The sequence below is a fragment of the Leptospira stimsonii genome, assembly GCF_003545885.1.
In the GTDB taxonomy this organism is placed as follows: domain Bacteria; phylum Spirochaetota; class Leptospiria; order Leptospirales; family Leptospiraceae; genus Leptospira; species Leptospira stimsonii.
Genome location: NZ_QHCT01000003.1, coordinates 223537 through 242259 on the forward strand (window position 1 = coordinate 223537; position 18723 = coordinate 242259).

The following is an 18723-nucleotide window of genomic DNA, read 5'->3' on the forward strand; positions in this document are numbered from 1 at the left end:
GGGCTTATATTAGGTAGGAGGAAAAATCCGATGAAATTAGAATATTCCTCCCAGTGGAATTATTTTTTTCTGGAATAGAGAACCGGCATTCATGTTAGAAATCAATCATCGTTATCTTCCTTTTGGAACCACGGGAGCGCTCGTTTTTATTTCGAGCGCGGGTTCGAACGGAAAAACAAACGTTTCCGTTCTGAATGAGGAAATCAGCAAGAAGGAGATCGGAACGATCTGCGTCGTGACGAGCAAACCCTTCTCTCAACTGGGAAAGTTAGACGCGGTCGATCCGTTAGTCACCATTCTTTCCATCATCCTTCCTCCCGGCCCGGAGACAAACGATTCGGTTTACGGAGCCTATCTTAAGATTAGAAAATTCTTAAAAAGAGGGAATCTCCTCTTTTTGATCGAACCGGACTGCGAAAGCAGATTCTCTTTGTTTCTTTCCAAACTTTTAGTCGCGAGTGAACCTTCCATCGACGACAAAGAATTGGAGGATAGAATTTATCATTTCGGTTATTCTTTTCAAGATTCCGATCACGCGGCGTTTCGGAAATTTCTTTTCAGGCACAAGGAAGATTCTTCCTTTCACGAACTGCCTCCGGGAGAATTTTCCGTTTCTTCGCAGTTGATCCGGGAAGGGAAAAGACCTTCCGTTCTCAAATATAAAATTCAATACGAACCCGGAATTGAGAATTTAACAAAAATCAACGCGGTTCCGATTACGGAAGCCGATCTAAAGTCATCGCCTCGTTCTTATCAATCTCTTGCAATCAACGCGATCGAAATCGAAAATTTGGAAGGAAAGGAAAAACCGAAAGAATTCGCCGTGATCTCCCCTTCCCTTCCGGAAGGGAAACCGGAATTACAGAACGTTCCGATTTCCCCGGAACCCGCTCCACTAGAATCAAAGATCGAAGCTCCGATTTCCCCCAAACCGGAAACAAAGGTGGAAGCGGAAACCGCAAAATCGGAGGCCACACCCGTAACGGCACCCGCGGTCGAAGAAACAAAGAAAAAACAGAAAGAAATAAAGCCGGTCGTTACGGAAACGGAAGTTGAAAAAGAGAAAACGACACCGGGTGCGAAAACAAAACTTCCGCTTCAGATCAAGTTGATGGCGGTCATTTCTCTTCTGATGACCCTGACCGTTTCCACGATCATCTTCTTCGCTTCGTCCGCGTTTCGTGGCGACTCCGAACTTAGAGTTCTTCAAAACAATTTAAACTTAGTGAATATTCTCGGTCTCAAGATCAAAACGGATATCAACGACATTCTTTCCAACGGTAAGCAGATCGCAAACGCGCTCCACCAAGGAAAAGAAGGAATTTCGTTTGCGGATATCTTTTTCCAAAACGATCCCGATTTTATTTACGCGGGTCTCTTCCAAGTCGTCCAAAACAATCCAACTACGATCAACGAATTCTTCAACGAACCGTATTTAAGCGAAATCAAATCTTCCCAACAAGAAATTTCCAGTCTCATTTCTTCTCGTCCCAACCTGATTCAAAAATCGATTTTGACCGGCGGAAGAATCGAAAACCTCAGTGCAGAATTTAAGGAACCGATCTTTGCGATCGCGATTCCCTCTTCCGGAGGCTCCGATCCGAAAGTTTTAGTTTTGATTCTTAGGCTTGAAAAATTCTTAAACGCGTTTCAAAAACAAGACATCTCCGAAGTATTTCTCGTAAACGGAGAAGGAGACTTGATCGCTCATTCCGATCCGAAACTTCTTCAATCCAACACGAATTTTATGAATCTTCCGATCGTCGAAATGATGGTCAATAGTTCGGAAAACACAAAACAAACCGAATACAAGGACAAGGACGGAAAATCCTGGTTCGGTTCCTTTCAAAAGCTGGGATTCGGAGGTGGCGCGGTCGTTTCCATCGTTCCCGAAGACAAGGCCTTCGAAGCGGTCTACAGAATTCAAAAAACAAATCTTCTCATCATGGGAATCGCGCTTTGTTTGGCGCTCATCATCGTATTCTTCTTTGCGAAAACGATCACAAAACCTATATTAAATCTTTTGCAAGCAACCACGGAGATCGCGAGAGGAAATTTCAAAATCGGAATCCGTTCTTCCACAAGAGACGAGGTCGGTTTGTTAACGGACTACTTCGTGGACATGGGAAAGGGTCTCGAAGAAAGGGAAAAGGTCAAGGACGCTCTCGGAAGATTCGTAAACAAGGAAATCGCGGAGATGGTTCTCAAACAGGAACTCACGCTCGGCGGAGAAAGAAAGATGTGCGCGATCTTTTTTTCCGATATCCGAAGTTTTACCGCAATTTCCGAAAAGCTCGAACCGGAAGAAGTGGTAGAATTTTTAAATGAATACATGACCGAAATGGTACATTGCGTAAACGAAACCCACGGGATCGTGGATAAGTTTATCGGAGACGCGATTATGGCGACTTGGGGAGCGGCGAAAACTTCGGATCAGGACGCGGAAAACGCGGTCAACGGAGCACTTATGATGAGAGCCGCCCTCCTTCGTTTCAACCAAGGTCGGGGCGGCGACAAAAAGCCGATCATCAAAATCGGTTGTGGTCTCAACTACGGACCGGTGATCGCGGGTCAGATCGGATCCGAACAAAGATTGGAATATACTGTCATCGGAGACGCGGTCAACCTCGCATCGCGGGTGGAAGCTCTCAACAAACCGTTCGGAACGGACGTACTCATCACGCAGGATATGCTCAATCACGTTTCTCATCTCTTCAACGTGGAAAAGATGCAGTCGATCAAGGTGAAAGGAAAAGAAGAACCGCAGACGATCTACGCAGTTTTGGGAAGAAAGGACGATCCAAACTGTCCGAAATCCGTGGAAGAACTCCGCGCGAAAATCGGAATCGTCTGGGAGCCGCCGAAGAAAAAAGAAAGCGGAGACGGCGAACCGGGAGAAGAAGTTAAGTATGAGATACTTGACTGAAGGGAAATACGTAGTCAGCTTTCTTACGGGATTGATCATCCTCTTTAGTATATTACTGTACCTTCATCTTTATTACGGACACAAAACGGGGAACAATCCCGAAATCGGAACCATCATCTTTAAGAATAAAAAAGCGCAGAGAAAATTCGACTCCGAAGTCGTCTGGGAAGAAATCGAAACGTCGATGAAGGTCAGAAACCGAGACACGGTCCGCACCGACGACGGAGCGGAAGCGGTTCTCGTATTAAACGACGGCACCGAAATCAAACTCGATCAGAAGAGTATGATCTTTTTGGACTTCTCCGAAAAAAATCTCTCGATCAACTTCGCCTATGGATCCGTGTCTGCGAACAAGGACAGTGGAACAGCACTTATGATCAAAAGCGGCTCGGAAACGGTCGAAGTCAACAAAGGCGACTTGAAACTTTCCAAATCGGATGATCAGGCTTTGAATCTCGAAGTCTCCAAAGGAAACGCAAAAGTAATTTCTGGAAATCAAGAATCCAACGTAACGAACAATCAAGCTTTGGAAGTGAAGAACGGAAAGACCGCAATCCGCGCCTTGTCGATCGCACTCAACTCTCCTCAGGAAAGAAAATTTTTCCAATCGGATTCCAATCGATTACCGGTCGCCTTTAGTTGGAACAAAGCCGAATCCGTAAAAGATTATACATTAGAAATTTCGAATCATCCGAGCTTTTCCAAAAACGTAACTCGAACCAAGGCGAGCGGAATATCCGCAATCAAATCTTTGGAAAAAGGAACCTTCTTCTGGAGAATCACTGCGATCAATCCTACGACACAAAAATCGGAATACAGCGAAACCCGTTCTCTTACCATTTTGGGAGGACTCAAACCTTCCCTCTTCACTCCGTCCAAGTCCGAAGAATTTCGATTTACGAATTCTCTTCCGAGCGTGGTCATTCAATGGACGCCCGTGGACTTTACGAAAAGTTATCTCTTGGAAATCGCAAAGGACAAAGGTTTTGCGGACGTGATTCTCAACCAGGAAGTCAACGGTTCCTTGTATCGTTGGGATAAAACGAAAGAAGGCGCGTTCTTTGCCCGAGTGACTCCGAGGCCTTCCGTAAACGAGTTGAAAGCGAACGTCTCCGAAACCGTAGGATTCTCCATCAGAAAGTTGGAAAAGCCGGAACCACCTTCCTTAAAACGTCCTGCGGATCAGGAAGAAATTTCACTTCGAAAGATTTCAAAAGAAGGGGCCTTGTTCGTTTGGTCTGCTTCTACGGAGTCCAACGATTATACCCTCGAGATCGCAAACGATTCCGATTTTAAGAATCTGGTCTGGAACAAAAAAACGAATACGACCTCGTTGACTTCCGCACCGATCGCCAACGCCGGAACCTATTTCTGGAGAATCAAGGCAGGCGCCAAGGATGGAGAATCCATTGTCTCCGCATCCAGACAATTTCGAGTCGCGGCATTGGAGAATTTAGACCTCTTATATCCTACGAATGAGCAAGAGTTGGGCCATCCATCCAATCATAAATTGACGTTCCGTTGGCAAAGACCGGAGCCTTCGGGTGTTTATAGATTAGAAGTGGCAAAGAATTCCGATTTCACAAATGGTCTCATCCGCGAAACGTTTCGCGCCTCCTCGGGAACGATCAACCTTCCTACGCCCGGAGAATATTTTTGGAGGGTTTCTCTCCTGAGTAGTCAAGGGGAGAATTTGTTGACGAGCAAAACGCAATCCTTTAAAACTTCGGACAACGCTCCTTTCTTAAGTCAGAGCAGTCCGGCGACAGAAGAAGTCATCGATATCTCCAACCGAGACAGCATCGACTTCCGTTGGGAATCCGAAGGGAACACCGACTCCGTATTTTTGGAACTGTTCGAAGTAAAATCGAAGGGTAAGAGGTCGATTTGGAAACGAGAAATCAAATCGGATTCTTATTCGTTTAAGGATTTCTCCTTATTGGAAGAAGGTAAATTTCAATGGAGAATCTCCGCTCAGTATAAGGATAAGAATGGTGCGATCAAATTTACGATTCCCGTTTCCAGAAATTTTGAAATCAAATTGAGTAAAACGATCCGACCACCGGAAATTCTTACGCCGAAGGAAATCTATGTGGAATAAAATATACAAAACGATCTTTCTCCTTCTTTGTATTCTTTATTCCCTTTCCGTCTTTGGAGAAGAGGACGCCCAGTATTTGGAATGGAAATCCGTTCCCGAGGCAAACGCCTATTTGGTGGAAATCAAAGATCCATCCGGAAGAATCAGCCGAGAAAAAACGAAGTCTACCAAATTCGAAGTCAATCTTGCGCCGGGAATCTACGAACACAGGATCGGGGTTCTCAATAAGTTTGGTCGAGTTTCCGTATTTTCCGAGTGGAGCACCTTCGAAGTGATCCTTTCCCGAGCGCCGGTTTTGGATGCGGATTCTTCCGTCAAAATGCTCCGGGAAAAGTTAGGACCTCATCTCAATATCAAAGGGGAGAATTTTACGGAAGCGATGAACGTTACGCTCGTTCTTCCCAACGGAGAAACGATCAAACCGGAATTCGAATTCATCAACTCCAAAGAAATCAAACTTCGGATCGAAAACCTAAATCTTCGGGACGGCAGTTATACTCTTTCCCTGGAAAATCCAAGAAATAAAAAAACAGCGAAGAAGGGCTTTCTCATCATCGCCGACTCGGAACAACAGCTCGCGGAAATGGTAAAACAAAACGACAAAGAGACGCAGGTCGCTTCGACCGGTTTGATCCAGTGGGGTCCGGCTCTGAAGTCGGCGGTTCTTCCGGGATGGGGACAGTCTTCGCAGGAAAAGAAATACAAAAGTTGGATCTTTCCGGTCTTGATGGTCGGCGCCCTCGCGTATTCGGCACAACAATATTCCGAATACAATTCCAGCTTGGCGGCCTTGGATCAAAGTAAGAATTTGAATCAGGCCCTCTTATTTTTGGACAATCCGACGTTTATTCCCTTTGCAACCTACAATTACTTACAAGTTCAGTCCGATTACGGGAACGCAGTTTCCCATTACAATTCTTTCAACGTTTCCTTGGGAATCGTCGCGCTTCTTTATCTTCTAAATGTGTCAGATGCGGCATTTGTGGGTCCTTCTTCTTCAAAAACTGGGTATCACGAATCGGATAAATGGATTGTTCCCTTTTTCAAAACCGGAACTGCGGACGCACGAAATGGGACAAAATCCCCCAATGATTTTTTTCCTACATCTTTTGAATTAGGGATGAAAATATTCTTCTGAATTGAGGTTATTAATTATAGAGTAGGAATTTTGTGTATAAAACGATCGAACAGATTCTCCCAAAACTTGGATGGTTCCTCTTTACTGTTCTCGTATGTACCACGCAAAATTGCATTCCAAAACCGAATGGAAGTTCTCTCATTGATACGTCCATCTTAGCCAATTTTATTTCCGTTTCCCAGACTCCAATTGATCTGAAGGTGAAAGTCACCGGTCTTTCCGGGGGAACTCTCATTTTACAAAGTGACAACTCGGATTCTCTCTCCATTTCACAAAACGGAACGTTTCAGTTTTCGCAACAAAAGTCGAAATACTCCAACTATTCCGTCTCCGTATTGAGCCAGCCAAACGTAAATCCAAATCCGGCGATCAACTGCACCATAACCAATCCCACAGGGATTCTCGATCCATTCTTCGCCTTTGTAGAAGTGATCTGTGCCGTAAAAACCTATCCAGTTTCCGTCCAAGTCTATGGAATTTCCTCTTCCGTTGTAGGAAGTCTTCAAGTTCGAAGCGGTTCCGTGGATTTGCTTTCGATCACCGCAGACGGAACGTATGCTTTTTCCGGCGAAGTTCCCGATCAGTCCGGATATTCCGTACAAATCGTTTCAAGTCCACAAGATCACGTTTGCCAATTCGAAACTCCCCCACTTCCGACGGGACTCATCGCGGGTGCCCCCGTGATTCTCAACGTGAATTGTTTGAGCGTTATCAATTCGGTTCCCGTTTCTCAAACCGTACTTCGTCCTTCGGATACGATCGATCTTACTTTTTCAAAGAACGTGACGGGTTGCACTCTTGACGGAGTCAATACACCGGCGGGCAATTTAAAATTCTTACAAGCTCCGGCGAACTTTACGTTTACGGCTTCCAATAAGGTACGGGTCAATTCGGGCGGCGCTTGGCCTACGGGAACCGGATTGTATATCCGACTGAGCGGCTGTATCGATCCGGGAACCGGAAAGGCATACAACAAAGGAACACCGCTGGTTTTTACTTATACGGTCACCAACGAAGTAAAATACGTGACTCAATCCGGTTTACCCGCAGGCTTGTGTGATACGGTTGCCAATGCTTGCTCTTCGATTCGATACGCTGTGAGCAACTGTTCCGCAGTTCCTTGTTTTGTTTTGGTCGCAGGCGGAACGTATTCGATTTCGGATAACGCAACGGAAAGAATCGATCTCAAGGACGGAGTGAGTCTCCTGGGTGCATTTAACTCTACCTTCACACAAAGAAACTCAAATTCTTTTCCGAGCACCATCCAGGATATTTCTCCTTTTGGAAATTGTGGAGCGGGGGAAGGAACGACTTGTGCCGCGATCTTTATCGGACCACCACTCGCGACGTTGACCGCAAACATTTTCATAAATCAGTTTACGATCAAATCGAATCCGAACAATCCCTGGTCGACCGGAGTGCTTTTAAACGGAGTGAATACCGGCGCAAACCAGGCGATCATTGCGGGTAACGTGATTCAAGGTACCGATTCTGTCAGCGCTTACACCGTGGGAACCATCCGTTCGGGAATCGCTTCTTATACGATCAGTCCCAATCTCAATATTTCCAATAATTATATTCTCGGCGGATCCGGAAACAGCGCCTCCGCGGCGGTCTATATCAACAACAGTGTAGGAGTGATTTTCTCGAACTGGCTCAACGGGAATTCTCATGTAGGTTCCACTGCAGGAGATTTTTCCACGGGGATATTCGCAAAAAATCTGACGGTCGCTCAATCTTTGGCCATTTCGAATAACGTCATCAATTCGTTTCATTTGATCGGAACACCCGCCGTGACGGCCGCAAATACGTCCGGAATCAGAACTCTAAACGTAAACGCTACGAACTTTCACGTCATCCACAATACCATCTTCGGCGGAATCGGATCCACGGATTCTTTCGGAATCAGTTCACTCGGATTGGGAATCGAGCACAAGATCGCAAACAATCAGATCTTTGCCAACTCAAGTGCGACCAATTCCATTTGTTTGAACTTTACTCCGGTGCCGGGAGCGAGTGCGGAAGTAAAAGGGAATAACCTATTCAATTGTACGATTCTTGGAAAAACACCTTTGTTCAATTTTGGTCTTTCGTGTTTAGGAAATCCCGGTCCTCTCCGAAACGCGGCTTGTACGACCGATATTGCATCCGGAGTCAACGCGCAAAACTTTAGCGCGAACCCGTTTTTTTTACCGGCCACCGGACCGTTGAACTATTTCCAGTTAGGCGGAGGCTCCACACCTTCGGCTTGCACCTCGGTCTACGGAGGTTTGGATCCACTCTATGCGCCTTATTTGATTGTATATCAGAATGATAAGAATGGAACCGCAAGAACTTCGAACGTATCGCCTACCTTCCCCGTTCCTCTTGGTTCCTTCGGATATTCGATCGGAGCATATGAGTTCAACGGAGTTTGTCAGTAGGACTCAAGAACCTTGTCCGAACTTCGACGTTCGTTTCTTCTTAGAGTAAATTTTGTAATTCTTCCCAACGTTCGAGTTTGACGGGGAGAATCGAGTGGATCTCGCTGAGTCGATTTCCGGAGACGACGAGGTCCTCCGGTTTTCCGGTCCCGGATTGAAGAATCTTCGTCAATACCTGTTCTTCTTTTTCTAAGACGGCGATCTCCTCTTCTAAGGATTCCAATTCCTTTTTTTGCTGAAAGTTGAGTCCTTTTTTTGGAGACTTCGGCTTTTCCGGTTCCGATTCTTTCACTTCTCCGTCCTGATTTTTTTTGTCTTTCTGCTTAATTAAATAATTCTTATATTCCAAATATTCGGAATAGTTTCCCGGAAACTTCTCGATCACTCCGTTTCCCTGGAACACAAAAAGATAATCCACCGTTCGATCCATGAAGTAACGGTCGTGAGAGACAACCAGAATACAACCTCCGTATTCCGAAAGAAATTCCTCCAAGACGGAAAGGGTCCGTATGTCCAAGTCGTTTGTAGGTTCGTCAAGAATCAGAAAGTTCGGATTGGTCATCAGAATGGAAACGAGATAGAGTCTTCTTTTTTCTCCGCCGGATAAATTTTTGATAAAGTTCGCTTGGAGCCTTCCGTCAAAAAGAAAAAGTTCGAGCATGTCTGCGGCGCTCAAAATCGAACCGTCGCTCATCTTCACGGAAACCCCGCATTCTTTTTTGATATATTCGATCACTCGCATATCTCCGGAAAGTTCACGGGATACCTGATCGAAATAGCCGAAACTCGTATTCATTCCGATGCTAACGTCTCCGGAATCGGGAGTTTCTCTTCCGGTGATTAGATTGAGCAAAGTGGATTTACCGGCACCGTTCGGACCTACAACACCGATTCGTTCGCCGTTCTTAAACGTATAGGAAAACCCTTGGATCAAAGGAGACTTGTATGACTTCGTCAGATTTTTCAATTCAAGAATTTTTTTACCAAGTCTTCTGCCGGAAACCGAAAAATCCAAAACGATTTCTTTTCCCGTTTTTTTCCGGTTCATCACTTCGAGTGCGCGATCCGTTCTTCCTTTTTGTTTTGTTCCCCGCGCCTTCGGTTGTCTTCGCAACCATTCCAATTCCTTTTTGAGAAAACGTTTTTCTTTGTGTTCCGTTTTTTCTTTTATGATTTCAGCCTCGGCTTTTTTTTCGAGATAGAAACCGAAGTTACCCGGAAAAGAAAATAAATTTCCGTTTTCGAGTTCTATGATTCGATCGGTGACCTCTTCCAAAAAGTAACGATCGTGAGTCACAAGAAGAACCGCTTTTTTTGTTTCAGTCAGATAATCCTGAAGCCAGACGATCGTATCGACATCCAGGTGATTGGTAGGTTCGTCCAAAACGAGAAGATTCGATTCTTCCATGAGAGTTTGGACAAGCGCCACTTTCTTGAGCATTCCGCCGGAAAGAGAATTCATCTTCAAGGTAAGATCGGGAAGATCCAATTCCTTCAAAAGAGATCGGAACCAAGCCTCGAGTTCCCAAGCACCCAGTCGATCCATCTCCTGCATGATTCGTTCATATTCCCTTTCGACTTCGGGATCTCCGGATCCTAGTTTTTCACAAAGGTCTTCATAGGTGCGGATGGTAGTTAGGATCGGACTTTTGCTGGAAAAGATATGTTCTAAGATCGTATGTTCGGGTTGATAAACCGGCGATTGAGAAAGGACCGCGATCTGAAGAATTTTGTTTTTGAGAATTTGTCCCGAATCCGGAACATCCAATCCGGCGAGCATCTTGAGAAGAGTCGATTTTCCGGAACCGTTGATCCCGAGAATTCCGATCTTTTCCCCTTCGTTGATACCGAAACTGATTTGATTAAAAAGGACCTTATCACCGATCTCTTTGGATATCTTATCTACGGAAATTAAATTCATGGGACAGTTGCAGAGTCCCTATCGGAGCGCAAGAGGACAAGTGTTTTTAAACTTTAAACTGAACTTGAAACCTTGTTCCTTTTCCGTCGATCGGAGGTAAAAACATAGACTTACCCCGAAGTTGTCTGGAGAGAATTTCGACGAGTCTCAAACCGAGAGATTCCGATTTGGAAAGATCGAAGTTTTCCGGCATTCCCACTCCGTCGTCGCTGACTTCCAAAATGGATTCTCCGGCATCGGTTCTGAGTCTTACCGAAATCTTTCCCTGTTTCTCGTTTTGAAACGCGTATTTCAAAGAATTCGTGACGAGTTCGTTCACGATCAGTCCGAGGGGAATCGCGGTTTCGATCGAAACAAAATTCGGTTTTGAGGAAATTCTAAATTCGACCTTCTTCTCCTTCCCAAAAGAATGAAGAAGACTTACGAGAAGAGTGTTGAGATAATCATAAAAATCAATTTTTGTAATATTCTCGGATTGATAGAGTTCCTTATGGATCAAGGCCATGGATTGAATTCTACGTTCACATTCCCGAAGTATCTGAGAGATTTTTTCATTATCCGAATGTTCCGCTTGCAGACCCAAAAGGCTTGCGACCACTTGCAGATTGTTTTTAACACGATGATGAATCTCTTTCAACATCACTTCTTTTTCTTCGAGGGTTTTTTTGAGCTTTTCTTCCCCTCTTTTTCTTTCGGTGATATCACGGATGATCTGCGTCGCTCCGATCAAGTTGTGTGAAGAATCCCGGATGGAACTATAACTGATTTCCAAGATGGCTACGTCCTGAACAAAACCGCGCATGGTCCTCTCGGTCGTATAAACCTCTCCACGAAGGGCACGACTCCAGTTTTCAATGACCACACTTCTTTCCAAAGGATCCAAAATGAGATCGGGCAACAAATTTCCTTCCTCGATCTTCTTCCCGTAGAGTTTCCAAAAGTTCAATTCGAAAGAAGAATTAAAAGCGATCACGCGAAAGTTAATATCCACTGCACAGATAGAATCCTTCGTACCCTCGATCACTCCGAGCAATCGGTCCCGAGTGACTTGAAGTTTGGAACGCAACCTCTCCAATTCCAATTCGGCCCGTTTTCTGGAGTTGATATCCCTTACGATCACCTGAACATACTGACGTTCGTTTTCAAAAAAGGCAGTAGCGAGTACTTCCACAAAAAGTGTGGAGCCGTCTTTCCGAATAAATTCTTCTTCCAGAACTCCAACTCCGCTCCCTTCTCGGTTCATTTTGTGAATCCGTTCCTTTACGACATTCTGTGACCTTTGATGAACGAACTGAAGAACGGGCTTTCCCACAATTTCGTCTAACGAATCATACCCGAGCATTTTTACCAAGGCCGGATTCGCTCGGAGAATTTTCCCTTCTGAATGTACGGCGAGTCCGTCTCTTGAAAGATCGAAGAGGAGTCCGTAACGTTCTTCTGTAATAGGAATCGGTTCCATGACGGCAGGCTACTTCAGGCAAGTTACTTTTCGGAGCGAGAGAAGTCAATCAAACCCAAACGAGACATTACTCTCGTATTATCAAATGGAATGAAATCCTCCTCAAACTAAAAAAAGATAATATCGCATGGACAATTATGAAAAGCGGATTCCATCGGAAAGAAATGTACCCGCGATCAAACGGCATCGATTCTACACAATGTTTTTTGAATTGTGTAGAATCGAAGTATACTTATCATTTTTGCTTTTATTTTGCTTGTTTAGTGATCTAACTCAATAAATTATACTACTCTAATCTTTATTTATAGAACGCAAATGACTCCTTTCGGAACCAACTCTAACTTTCTCCTTCTCAATTCCAAGGGAGAAGCGATCACCTGGCATATCGACCCGAGCTGGGAAGAATTTTCGGCGAATTTAAAAAAAAGTAAGGTGCCTGGAGAATGGGATTGGGTTCGACCCGAAGAATGGAACGAGCTTTGGACGGAATCCGAAACAGCCGGAAATTCTGAAACCGTTCGGGAGTTGCAGTTTTATGGAAAAAAAGGAAAACGTTCTTCCGCACTTTTTCGAATTTTTCCCGTAGAAAACGGACATAAACTCCTGCTCCTGTCCCGAAAAACCGAATTCGCGGAAACGGAAACTCCTAGTATTTTTTCGAGCGACACTGAACTCAGGGCGATGATCTTTCAACGATCAGCTAACGCGATTTTTTTACTGGAGCCGGACTCCGATTCCGTGTTAGAAAACAATCAAACCGCCCTCCAGTATTTTTCCGCACAGTCTTCTTCCGATTTTCGAGGTCAACAGTTTACCTCTCTTCTCGCCGACGGTTTTTCCTTGCTGGACTACCAGTCGATGAGGAAACAGGTCCTGGACGGCCAACCGTACAATTGGGAAGTGGAGTTTAAAACCTTCGATCAAATTCAATTTTGGGGAAACGCATCCTTTCGCATTTTGGCTTCGAATCAAAACAGAATCATTTTGGTGCAAATCAAGGACATCACAGAAAAAATCAATTCTCGCAAATCCCTCGTAGAACAATCCGTCAAAATCGCTGAGCACGAAGCGAATTTAAATGCGGTCATTGAAAACTCGGATTCCATGATTTGGTCGATTAATAAGAATTATGAAATTATAATATACAATTCCTCCTTTGAAAAGGAAATCCAAAGACACTTTAAAAAGAAAATTTTTCCCGGTTTTAATATTTTCGAGGTCGGGATTTCGGATGAAGAATTACAGAAATGGAAAACGTTTTACGATCGTGCCTTCGCTGGGGAACGCTTTCAGGTAAACGGGACAAGGACCTTGGATTCGATAACGATTTTCACCGAAACTTCCTTTTATCCGATCAAAAATTCGTTCGGAGAAATCACAGGAGTCAGCGCAGTTTCGGTCGATATTACGGAAAAAAAATTAGCGGAAGAAAAGTTTAGGCTTTTATTCGAACATTCGAGTGAACCTCACGTATTATATGATGAATCTGGAATATTCGAATGTAATCCTGCGACCCTCAATATGCTCCGTTGCGAGGATAAAAATCTGATCTTAGGAAAACATCCTTCTTACTTTTCCGCGGAAAAACAAACTGACGAGAAACGAAGCGTCGAGAAAGCCAACGAAACGGAACTGATCGCCCAAAGAAGAGGCGTCTACACGTTCGAAAGAAACTACAAACGTTTTAACGGAGAAGAATTTCCTACCGAAATCACTCTTACCCCGATGAAGATGTTCCAAAGACCGGTATTTTTGGCCGTTTGGCACGAGATTACGGAGCGAAAAGTATATGAGGATTCTCTAAAACGTGCAAAAGAAACCGCGGAAGCCGCATCCAAGGCAAAGACGGATTTTTTAGCTATGATGAGTCATGAAATCAGAACACCGTTAAACGGAGTGATCGGAACCGTCAGTCTTTTGGAAGGAACGTCTCTCAACGTCGAACAAAAAGAATATTTGGATATCATTAAGTCCAGCGGACAAAATCTTCTTATTTTGTTAAACGACATTCTGGATCTATCCAGAATAGAATCCGGTCAGCTCAAGTTAGAGATGCAACCCGTTTCTCCCCAGAAGCTGAGCGAGGAAGTCTGTAATCTTTTCCGGCCTATGGCGGAAGAAAAAGGTCTGGTCGTGGAATACAAAATTTCTTCCTTGGTTCCGAACTGGATCATTTCCGATCCGTATCGACTCAGGCAAATTTTGATGAATCTCATAGGAAACTCGATCAAGTTTACCGAAAAGGGAAAAATCGTTCTCAACGTGGAAGCTGAAAAATTCCCGAACGAAAAAATGAGAATCATTTTTCGCTTAGAAGACACCGGTATCGGAATTCCGGAAGAAAAATTGGAACTTCTATTCAAAGCGTTCAGCCAAGTGGATTCCTCCACTACGAGAAAATACGGCGGCTCCGGACTCGGTTTGACCATCAGTAAAAAATTGGCGGAGTTGATGAAGGGGGAGATCATCGTCAAAAGCCAGGTTGACAAAGGTTCCGAATTTACTCTTTCCATCATCAGCGAAAAATTGGATTATAAAATTCCGGTCGGCGTCTTGGAATTACATTCTAAGAATTTGGCGAAGATCGCCGTCGTTTCCATCCAAGATTATGTTCTTAAGGAACAAATCAAAAAATTCTGCGAAAGAAACGGTTTTTTGGTCAAACTCGCAAGGAACGCTAAAGAAGTGATCCGCATTATCTCAGAAGAGGATCGAATCGGAATCTTTTTGACGGACCTCAATCTTCCGGATATGAATCTTCCCGAAATTCTAGACGAGCTCAAGAACAAAACGCCGAACATTAAATTGACGATCATCCTTCTTATGGAGAGCGAATTAAAAAATTCGTATCATTTAGTCACACAAGGTCTTTTCAATCGCCCCGGTTTTAAGATATTCATGATGTTTAAACCGATTCTTTTGGATGAACTGAGTAAAATTTTCGACAAAGCATTTCCCACCCGTATCGCAAAGTTGGAAGAAGAAAATGAAAAGGAGAAAAAACTTTCCGAAAGGATTCCCCTCAAAATTCTTCTCGTGGAAGACAACGTAATCAATCAGAAGATCGCGATTCGTCTTCTAAGCAAACTCGGATATACGGTGGACACCGCAAACAACGGTGTGGAGGCATTGTCCAGTTTGAAAAACCAATCCTATCAATTGATTTTTATGGACATTCAAATGCCGGAAATGGACGGTTTTGAAGCGACTCAACGGATCAGAAAGGATTTTACCGATCCGAATCCGATCATCGTTGCAATGACAGCTAACGCGATGGAAGGCGATAAGGAAAAATGTATCGAGGCCGGTATGGACGCGTATATCGCAAAACCGATTCAAGTTCAGGACATTGAGTCTACGATTTTACACCTATTTCAACCCTGAAGAAAGATCCGATTCTCCTTTAAGGAATTTCGAATAGATCCCTGCGGTTTCCGTCGGACGCTCCAGCATAGGGCTATGTCCGCAGTCCTTTAGAATGACTCGAGTTGAATTTTGAATTCCTTTGAGTAAGACGTCCGAGGAGCTAATATGAATGACACGATCCGTATCTCCCCAAACGATCAAGGTTCTTGCATGAATCGATTTCATTCTTTCTTCTAACACGGACAGATTCAAACGAAGATCCTTATAGATCTTCTCGTTGAACTCACGATTTCGAATCGACTTCTCCGCAAAATAACCTTTTAAGAAGGAAGGGATGGTCGGCGGCTTTACAAAAATAAAATTCAGAAGAAAGTCGAATTCCTTATCGTTGTTTGCAACGAGCGGATTTCTTCCTTTCGATAGATAAACCGAAAGTTCGCTCGGAATCGGAGACTTGACTCCCGCAGAATCCAAAAGTCCGAGTGTCAGAATCTTATCCGGATACGTCGCTGTATACACTCCTGAGATGGAACCGCCCATCGAATTTCCGATGATATGAAACTTACCCAACCCAAGCACTTTTGTGAAGTCGTCCAAACGAGAAACTTGTGTACGAATCGAATATTCGTCTTCGGTCTTTCGATCATTTTCTCCGAACCCGGGAAGATCGGGAATGACGACGTGATAGGAATTCGTAAGCGTTCTTACAAACCGTGTCCAATTGTCCTTATCACCACCAAAACCATGGACTAAGAGGATCGTCTCACCCTTCCCTCCTTCAAGATAGGTCCACTTGTAAGAGCCAACTTGAATTTCTTTTTTTTCCAAGTTCGATTGGAATCGCTCGTAGTAGAGAGCGGAAGAAACAAGGGCCGCCGAACAAGAATAAAACGAAGTGGAAACGATCAATAAAAGAAGAAAGGCAGTCGTAATGCGGTAGGAACGAAGTGCGGAAATTTTATTTTTCATTCTCATATTCCTGTTAGGCCGGATAGAAAAAACCGGATTCGATTTTCGAACCCGGTGCGCGACTTGAAATCAAATCGTAAATCTTTTTCGAAGTTCTCTTGCGTATGTCAAGTCTTGGGTCAACATTCTCAATCGTTTGGCTAAGAAATGCGAAATCGATTGGTAGAATTTCAAGGATGCTTTCGGGTCCTTTGAGAAAACGTCGTTGAGATGGTCATAAGGAATTCTTAAGAGTTCGGATCGTTCCATCGCTTCCACCGATGCGGAACGTTTTCCGGGATCCAAAAACGGAAGTTCACCGAAATGATCTCCGGTTGCGATCGTAGTCACGTTCACGTCGTCGCCCTTTTCCGTGGAAGTGAGAACCTTTAGGGTTCCATAGATGACCACAAAAAACGCTTTTGCTTCGTTGCCTTCGTGGAAGATGGCGTCGCCTTGTTCATAAACTTTGTATTCCGTCTTCTCGGCAATCGAACTCAATTCGTCTTCCGTAAAATTGGAAAATAGATAAATCTGTTTTAGAATTTCTTCTTTTGTATGTTGCATAGTATTTCCCGAAATGCGAGTGTAAATCTCAGTTTAAATAATGCAAGCAGGTTCCGAACGGCGAATCGTCATTACGGTGAAATTTCATTCTTTCCAGCCGGCAAAATACATTCTAAGATAAAAACCCTTTTCCGTGTTTAAGGATAAGTTTGCGTGCAGTTGTGACGAAAGCATATCGATGAGTTTAAGACCGAGCCCGTTCTGAATGTTTTGCGCCTGATTCAAATCAAAACCGGATCCAGTATCTTTGTATTCCAATTCCATGGTTTCGTTCGTTTTCAGAAGACGTAAAAATATTTCCCCATTTCCCTGATTTGTAAACGCGTATTTTAGAGAATTAGTAAGGAGTTCGTTGAGAATCAGACCGATCGGAATCGCACGATCGATCGACATAAAAAAAGATTCTTCGAGAGGGTGGATTTGAATCCTATCCGCTTGTCCGTATACGGAAAGAAGATTGGACGAGAGCGAAAAGTAATAACTTTTGAGATCCACTTTCGCAAGATCATCCGAACGATAGAGTTCCTCGTGAACGAGAGCCATCGATTTGACTCGTAATTCGCATTCCCTGAGAATCTTTTGCAGATAAGGATTTTCATTGAATTCGGAATGTAGACTCAAAAGACTCGAAACGATCTGAAGATTATTTTTCACACGATGATGAATCTCTTGCAACATGAGTTCCTTTTCCTTTAAGGAATCTTCCATCTTTTTCTGAATGAGTTTCCTCTCCCGAATGTCGCGAACGACCGCTAAAAGACGGCCTTGTTCCAATCGAACCGCGTTGACTTCGACGGGAATCAAACTTCCATCGGCACGTCGAATGATTCGTTCCCGTATGAGAGTCGTTCCTTCTTCAAAATTCAGTTGGAGAGGAAGTTCTTTGAGATTTTCTGAATCGATGATATCCCGAACGGTCATACGAAGCATCTCTGCTTTCGAGTAACCGGTGAGTTCCAAAGCCATTTGATTCGCCTCTTCGATCGCTCCGTCGGATCCGATCAGAACGATCCCGTCCGCCGCAAGTTCGATCAGGTTTCTATATTTTTTTTCGCTCAGAGCTCGCGCTTCCAAAGCTCGGTTTCGATCGGTCACGTCGTGTATGATGGAATAGAGATATGTTTTACCATTGAGAAAAATCGGACCGGAAAAAACTTCCACGTCCCTGTGAATCCCGGACTTCAAGCGGTGAACAAAATTAAAATACAATCGGTTCTCGGAACTCGCGAGTAACATTTCCGCTTTGATTTGTTCCGGGTTGAGAATATTGATATCGCTGATTTTGAGTTTTAGAAACTCGTCTCTGGAATATCCGTAAAACTCGAGGGCGGATTCGCTTACGTTGAAGATTCCACCGCTCTCGGGATCGAGGATGAGTTTGATCGCGAGATTCTTATGAAAGATCTGAAAGAATTGGTCTTCCATTCTTTGTTCCAATTTGGGTCGAAAGAATCGAAGCAGAAGGATGTCTTCGCTTAACAATTCTATCGCTCCTTCCCAAACCCGTTCTTCTCCCTTGGAATCGATAAGAACGATCTTTCCTTTCCAAGGAAAATTCCCGTGCGGAAGGGAACTCCAATTTTGGATCAGCTTGCCGGCATCGACGAGGTCTCGTTCTGAAATACCGAGGTTTTCCAAAATGTAAGAATCCGCGCTCAGAATCTCGCCATTCGTACGCAAAAGAAGATCCCACTGAACTTCCGCTTCCTCGCAGAAAGGAAACATGCCTTCGTCGATCCTCTTTTTCTGGCTTGAACTCATCGGACGGAATCTCTTACGGTGCTTCGCTTTCTATAATTCTACAATCGAAAATTCGATCAGCGAATTTGGAAGGAAGACGAAACGCTTCTATCCTCCTTTTTGGACGAAGAATT

Annotated in this window: 10 protein-coding genes; 5 read left to right on the forward strand and 5 right to left on the reverse strand. The window is 44.1% G+C overall.

Annotated elements, in window-relative coordinates; genetic code table 11:
• Positions 1–91: 91 nt before the first annotated feature.
• Genes DLM75_RS12335 through DLM75_RS12350 form a run of 4 tightly spaced genes read left to right on the forward strand, consistent with a single transcriptional unit; the run spans position 92 to position 8588 of the window.
• Entirely contained in the window at positions 92–2926 is a 2835-nt protein-coding gene (locus DLM75_RS12335; protein ID WP_118968812.1) for an adenylate/guanylate cyclase domain-containing protein, read from the forward strand.
• On the forward strand, positions 2910–5027 hold the full coding sequence (locus tag DLM75_RS12340; RefSeq protein WP_118968813.1) for a FecR family protein: 2118 nt from the start codon (positions 2910–2912) through the stop codon (positions 5025–5027). Before DLM75_RS12335 ends, DLM75_RS12340 begins: the two co-directional genes overlap by 17 nt.
• Positions 5017–6165, forward strand: a complete 1149-nt coding sequence (locus DLM75_RS12345) for an LIC11435 family protein (protein ID WP_118968814.1) — start codon at positions 5017–5019, stop codon at positions 6163–6165. The genes DLM75_RS12340 and DLM75_RS12345 overlap by 11 nt, the downstream gene beginning before the upstream one ends.
• 32 nt (positions 6166–6197) lie before the next feature.
• Complete coding sequence (locus DLM75_RS12350) at positions 6198–8588, forward strand: hypothetical protein (protein WP_118968815.1); 2391 nt, start codon at positions 6198–6200, stop codon at positions 8586–8588.
• A 40-nt stretch (positions 8589–8628) separates the two neighbouring features.
• Here the strand turns inward: DLM75_RS12350 and DLM75_RS12355 are convergent, their stop codons facing one another.
• Together DLM75_RS12355 and DLM75_RS12360 are read right to left on the reverse strand one after the other, a co-directional pair.
• Positions 8629–10509 (reverse strand): ABC-F family ATP-binding cassette domain-containing protein, encoded by a 1881-nt coding sequence (locus tag DLM75_RS12355; protein WP_118968816.1) that lies wholly within the window; start codon positions 10507–10509, stop codon positions 8629–8631.
• 46 nt (positions 10510–10555) lie between these two features.
• Positions 10556–11968 carry a sensor histidine kinase gene (locus DLM75_RS12360; RefSeq protein WP_118968817.1) on the reverse strand — a complete coding sequence of 471 codons (1413 nt, stop codon included), beginning with the start codon at positions 11966–11968 and terminating at the stop codon, positions 10556–10558.
• 315 nt (positions 11969–12283) lie between these two features.
• Here DLM75_RS12360 and DLM75_RS12365 point away from each other — a divergent pair, with 315 nt between their 5' ends.
• Positions 12284–15352, forward strand: coding sequence for a PAS domain-containing hybrid sensor histidine kinase/response regulator (locus tag DLM75_RS12365; protein WP_118968818.1), 3069 nt, complete (start codon positions 12284–12286; stop codon positions 15350–15352).
• On the opposite strand, the gene DLM75_RS12370 is transcribed toward DLM75_RS12365, so the two are convergent.
• From DLM75_RS12370 to DLM75_RS12380, 3 genes are all read right to left on the reverse strand, one after another.
• The gene (locus tag DLM75_RS12370) at positions 15338–16303 is read right to left on the reverse strand and encodes an alpha/beta fold hydrolase (RefSeq protein WP_118968819.1); all 966 of its coding nucleotides are present in this window, start codon (positions 16301–16303) and stop codon (positions 15338–15340) included. The genes DLM75_RS12365 and DLM75_RS12370 overlap by 15 nt on opposite strands.
• A 69-nt stretch (positions 16304–16372) precedes the next feature.
• Positions 16373–16849: a cyclic nucleotide-binding domain-containing protein gene (locus tag DLM75_RS12375; protein WP_118968820.1), complete on the reverse strand. Its 477-nt coding sequence runs from the start codon at positions 16847–16849 to the stop codon at positions 16373–16375.
• 84 nt (positions 16850–16933) lie between these two features.
• On the reverse strand, positions 16934–18610 hold the full coding sequence (locus DLM75_RS12380; protein WP_118968821.1) for a sensor histidine kinase: 1677 nt from the start codon (positions 18608–18610) through the stop codon (positions 16934–16936).
• Positions 18611–18723 lie beyond the last annotated feature (113 nt).

What these genes read in the sequence shown, in the direction of transcription:
- DLM75_RS12340 (WP_118968813.1), top strand. Translation starts at nt 2,910, where the DNA reads ATGAGATACTTGACTGAAGGGAAATACGTAGTCAGCTTTCTTACGGGA.
- DLM75_RS12380 (WP_118968821.1), bottom strand. Translation starts at nt 18,610, where the DNA reads ATGAGTTCAAGCCAGAAAAAGAGGATCGACGAAGGCATGTTTCCTTTC.
- DLM75_RS12365 (WP_118968818.1), top strand. Translation starts at nt 12,284, where the DNA reads ATGACTCCTTTCGGAACCAACTCTAACTTTCTCCTTCTCAATTCCAAG.
- DLM75_RS12360 (WP_118968817.1), bottom strand. Translation starts at nt 11,968, where the DNA reads ATGGAACCGATTCCTATTACAGAAGAACGTTACGGACTCCTCTTCGAT.
- DLM75_RS12345 (WP_118968814.1), top strand. Translation starts at nt 5,017, where the DNA reads ATGTGGAATAAAATATACAAAACGATCTTTCTCCTTCTTTGTATTCTT.
- DLM75_RS12335 (WP_118968812.1), top strand. Translation starts at nt 92, where the DNA reads ATGTTAGAAATCAATCATCGTTATCTTCCTTTTGGAACCACGGGAGCG.
- DLM75_RS12355 (WP_118968816.1), bottom strand. Translation starts at nt 10,509, where the DNA reads ATGAATTTAATTTCCGTAGATAAGATATCCAAAGAGATCGGTGATAAG.
- DLM75_RS12375 (WP_118968820.1), bottom strand. Translation starts at nt 16,849, where the DNA reads ATGCAACATACAAAAGAAGAAATTCTAAAACAGATTTATCTATTTTCC.
- DLM75_RS12370 (WP_118968819.1), bottom strand. Translation starts at nt 16,303, where the DNA reads ATGAAAAATAAAATTTCCGCACTTCGTTCCTACCGCATTACGACTGCC.